The organism is Micromonospora sp. ATLC16 (genome assembly GCF_057196645.1).
On sequence record NZ_JBXUOW010000144.1, the window covers coordinates 1 to 2,670 of the forward strand.

The 2,670-nt window shown below is 74.4% G+C and carries 3 protein-coding genes and 1 pseudogene; all 4 read left to right on the forward strand.

What is annotated here, in order from left to right:
- Positions 1-496, forward strand: a pseudogene (locus AC2CHE_RS26685) (hypothetical protein); the annotation flags it as partial.
- Positions 497-543: 47 nt separating this feature from the next.
- Entirely contained in the window at positions 544-1,011 is a 468-nt protein-coding gene (locus tag AC2CHE_RS26690) for a UDP-N-acetylglucosamine--LPS N-acetylglucosamine transferase (protein WP_484507586.1), read from the forward strand.
- A gap of 71 nt (positions 1,012-1,082) precedes the next feature.
- On the forward strand, positions 1,083-1,706 hold the full coding sequence (locus AC2CHE_RS26695) for a glycosyltransferase (RefSeq protein ID WP_484507587.1): 624 nt from the start codon (positions 1,083-1,085) through the stop codon (positions 1,704-1,706).
- Positions 1,703-2,623, forward strand: coding sequence for a glycosyltransferase family 2 protein (locus AC2CHE_RS26700; RefSeq protein WP_484507585.1), 921 nt, complete (start codon positions 1,703-1,705; stop codon positions 2,621-2,623). The genes AC2CHE_RS26695 and AC2CHE_RS26700 overlap by 4 nt, the downstream gene beginning before the upstream one ends.
- Positions 2,624-2,670 lie beyond the last annotated feature (47 nt).

Consider the following 2,670-nt stretch of genomic DNA (forward strand, 5'->3'; position numbering starts at 1 on the left):
GCCCCTGGCCGGCTCACCGTTCCTGGCCAGGCTGACCGCGCAGGCGCGGCGCGCCGCCGACGCCGTCGGCGACCGTGCGGCGGCGGCCGTCGCCGACCTGGCCCGCCGGCACGGTGACGTCACCGTCGAGTTCGGCCACTGGCACGGCGACTGGGTGCCGTGGAACCTCGGCCGGCACGAGGGGAAACTCATCGCCTGGGACTGGGAGCACAGCGGGCCGGAGGTGCCCGTCGGGTTCGACCTGGCCCACGACGCGTTCCAGCGTTCGCTGGTGGCGCGCGGCGAACCGGCCGCCGAGGCGGCCCGGCAGGTCGACACCTGGCTCAACCGGCACGGCGACACGCTGGGGCTGGACCGGGCCCGGCAGCGGCTGGTTGCCGATGCGTACCTGGTGGAGATGTGGCTGCGCACCTGGCGGCTGGCCGACGCCGGCGCCGGCTGGAACCCGGCGCTGCATCCCGCCCTGCTGGACACCATTCAGGACCGACACAGCTGACCGACACGTCAAGCGGACTTGTGGGGAGTCACGTGGACAACACCAACATGGAAGCCGACCAGCAGCCGGTGTTGCTGCTGGTCGGGTCGAGCGGAGGGCACCTGGCGCAGTTGCTCGCCCTGCGGCCCTGGTACGAGACCTGGCGACGATGCTGGGTCACCTTCGACACGCCGGAGGCGCTGTCGCTGCTGGCCGGGGAGGACGTCGTTCCGGCGTACCATCCCACCACCCGCCACCTGGGCAACCTGCTGCGCAACGCGTGGCTGGCCGGCCGGGTGCTGCGTCGGCGGCGGGTCGCCGCGGTGGTCACCACCGGCGCGGGCGTGGCGGTGCCGTTCGTCGTGCTCGCCCGGCTGCGCCGCATCCCGACCGTCTACATCGAGGTCTACGACCGGATCGACACACCGACGCTTACCGCCCGGCTGTGCCGCCCGTTCCTGTCGGCGATGCTCGTGCAGTGGGAGGAGCAGCGCCGCCAGTATCCGGAGGCCACCGTCGTGGGGACGCTGCTGTGAGCGGCGACGCGCCCGGCGACGGGCACCGGGCCACGCCGGTGCGGCCCCGCCCGGCCCCCGAGGAGCCGACGATACGCGTGCCGGAGCCGCGCGAGCCGCGCACCGACGGCCGGCCGCAGGTGCTGGTGGCCGTCGGCACCGACAAGCATCCGTTCGACCGGCTGGTCGACTGGCTGCGCCAGTGGCACGACGAGGTTGCCGACGAGGTCCGGTTGACCGTGCAGCACGGACACACCCGGGCCGCGGACCTGCCCGACGCGGTGCCGTTCCTCGGCCACGCCGAGTTGCAGACGGCGATGGCCGGGGCCGACCTGGTCGTCTGCCACGGCGGGCCGGCCACCATCCTGGAGGCACGCCGGCACGGGCACCTGCCGATCGTGGTGCCCCGCGACCCGACCCGTGGCGAGCATGTCGACGACCACCAGCTGTTGTTCGCCCGCCGGCTCGGCACGGCCGGTCTGGTGGCGCTCTGCGAGTCGCGGCAGGAGTTGCTCGCCACGCTGGCCACCGGGCTCGCCGACCGCTCGCGGTTCACCGTCGAGGTGGACGCCGGGGCGGCCGACGGGCGGCGGGCCGCGGTACGGCGGGTGGGAGTGATCGTCGAGGACCTGGTGGCTGCCGCCGCGCAGCGGCGCCACCGACCCTGGTGGCGGCCGTGGCACGGACCCGGCCCGAACGGAAGGCGGAAGCCGTGACCCCGTACCCGAGCGTGAGCGCCGTGGTGCCCACCCGCGACCGGCCGGAGCTGCTGCGGGCCGCGGTACGCGCCATCGTCGGCCAGGACTACCCGGGGCCGGTCGAGGTGGTCGTCGTCTACGACCAGTCCGAACCGGACGCCTCCCTGGCCGAGCTGTCCGCGCCGGACCGGACGGTGCGGGTGATCACCAACGCGCGCACGCCGGGCCTGGCCGGCGCCCGCAACACCGGCATCCTGGCCGCCACCGGTGAGCTGGTCGCCTTCTGCGACGACGACGACGAGTGGCTGCCCGGCAAGCTGCGCGCCCAGACCGAGGCGCTGGCCGAGGTGCCCGGTGCCGAGTTCGTCAGCTGCGGCATCCGGGTGAGCTACGACGGGCACACCGTTGAGCGGGTGTTGGAGCGCGACTCGATCAGCCTGGCCGAGTTGCTGCGTGACCGGATGACCGAGCTGCATCCGTCGACCTTCGTCATCCGCGCGGCGGCGTTGCGGGACGGGTTCGGGCTCGTCGACGAGGAGATCCCGGGCAGCTACGCCGAGGACTACGAGTTCCTGCTCCGGGCCGCCCGCAGCGCACCGCTGGTCAACCTGCGTACCCCGTACGTGGTGGTGCGGTGGCACAAGCGGTCGTACTTCGCCCAGCGGTGGGACACCATCTCCGAGGCGTTGCAGTGGCTGCTGGACCGCTATCCCGAGTTTGCCAGCCAACCGGCCGGGCAGGCCCGGGTCACCGGGCAGATCGCCTTCGCCCGCGCGGCGTCAGGAGACTCCCGGGGCGCGGTGCGCTGGGCCCGGCGGACCATCCGTCGCAACCCGCGCGAACCCCGGGCCTACCTGGCCCTCGCGGTCGCCGGGCGGGTGGTCGGCGCCGACACGGTGCTGCGCACCCTGCACCGACGCGGTCGAGGCATCTGACCGCCCGCCGGCCTCCGCCGCCCGCCCGGTCGCGCCGGGGCGTGGAC